Annotated in this window: 1 protein-coding gene and 1 pseudogene; both read left to right on the forward strand. The window is 50.0% G+C overall.

All coding sequences use genetic code 11. The annotated features are described in order from the left end of the window. Positions 1-247, forward strand: a pseudogene (locus ACLH1U_RS25145) (IS630 family transposase); the annotation flags it as partial. A 130-nt stretch (positions 248-377) separates the two neighbouring features. Continuing rightward, positions 378-1,075 (forward strand): IS1-like element IS1A family transposase gene (locus ACLH1U_RS25150; protein WP_103215986.1). Its coding sequence is split into 2 segments (ribosomal slippage): positions 378-627 and positions 627-1,075, totalling 699 coding nucleotides; the frame shifts between segments, so codons are not numbered across the junction. The last annotated feature ends 302 nt before the right edge of the window (positions 1,076-1,377 follow it).

A 1,377-nucleotide genomic window follows, 5' to 3' on the forward strand; every position in this document is an offset into this window, starting at 1 on the left:
CAACTACATTATCCATAAAAGCCGGGAAACACAGCGCTGGCTGAAGGAGAACCGAAGTTCAGAGTTATTTATCAGCCGGTTTACTCGCCATTGGTGCATCATGTGGAACGGCTATGGCAGGCACTTCGCGACACAATAACGCGCAATCATCAGTGCCGGTCAATATGGCAACTGCTGAAAAAAGTTCGCCATGTTATGGAAACCGTCAGCCATGCCCTAAGGCAAACATGGGCTGGCAAAAGTGTAGCGGTATTAGGCGCAGCTATTTAGCCTAGTTATGTTTTATGAAAACTTGATATCATATAAGTGTCTTACTTATTGGGGTGATGCTGCCAACTTACTGATTTAGTGTATGATGGTGTTTTTGAGGTGCTCCAGTGGCTTCTGTTTCTATCAGCTGTCCCTCCTGTTCAGCTACTGACGGGGTGGTGCGTAACGGCAAAAGCACCGCCGGACATCAGCGCTATCTCTGCTCTCACTGCCGTAAAACATGGCAACTGCAGTTCACTTACACCGCTTCTCAACCCGGTACGCACCAGAAAATCATTGATATGGCCATGAATGGCGTTGGATGCCGGGCAACAGCCCGCATTATGGGCGTTGGCCTCAACACGATTTTACGTCACTTAAAAAACTCAGGCCGCAGTCGGTAACCTCGCGCATACAGCCGGGCAGTGACGTCATCGTCTGCGCGGAAATGGACGAACAGTGGGGCTATGTCGGGGCTAAATCGCGCCAGCGCTGGCTGTTTTACGCGTATGACAGGCTCCGGAAGACGGTTGTTGCGCACGTATTCGGTGAACGCACTATGGCGACGCTGGGGCGTCTTATGAGCCTGCTGTCACCCTTTGACGTGGTGATATGGATGACGGATGGCTGGCCGCTGTATGAATCCCGCCTGAAGGGAAAGCTGCACGTAATCAGCAAGCGATATACGCAGCGAATTGAGCGGCATAACCTGAATCTGAGGCAGCACCTGGCACGGCTGGGACGGAAGTCGCTGTCGTTTTCAAAATCGGTGGAGCTGCATGACAAAGTCATCGGGCATTATCTGAACATAAAACACTATCAATAAGTTGGAGTCATTACCCAAGTGTTAAGGGATGTTATTTCCCGATTCTCTGTGGCATAATAAACGAGTAGATGCTCATTCCATCTCTTATGTTCGCCTTAGTGCCTCATAAACTCCGGAATGACGCAGAGCCGATTACGGTGCTTATCGTCCACTGACAGATGTCGCTTATGCCTCATCAGACACCATGGACACAACGTTGAGTGAAGCACCCACTTGTTGTCATACAGACCTGTTTTAACGCCTGCTCCGTAATAAGAGCAGGCGTTTTTTTATGTATCAGAAAGGTCCCGGAGGTGCTTGCC

The sequence above is a fragment of the Klebsiella sp. 1SOBk5mer genome (assembly GCF_046603115.1).
Classification (GTDB): domain Bacteria; phylum Pseudomonadota; class Gammaproteobacteria; order Enterobacterales; family Enterobacteriaceae; genus Klebsiella; species Klebsiella quasipneumoniae.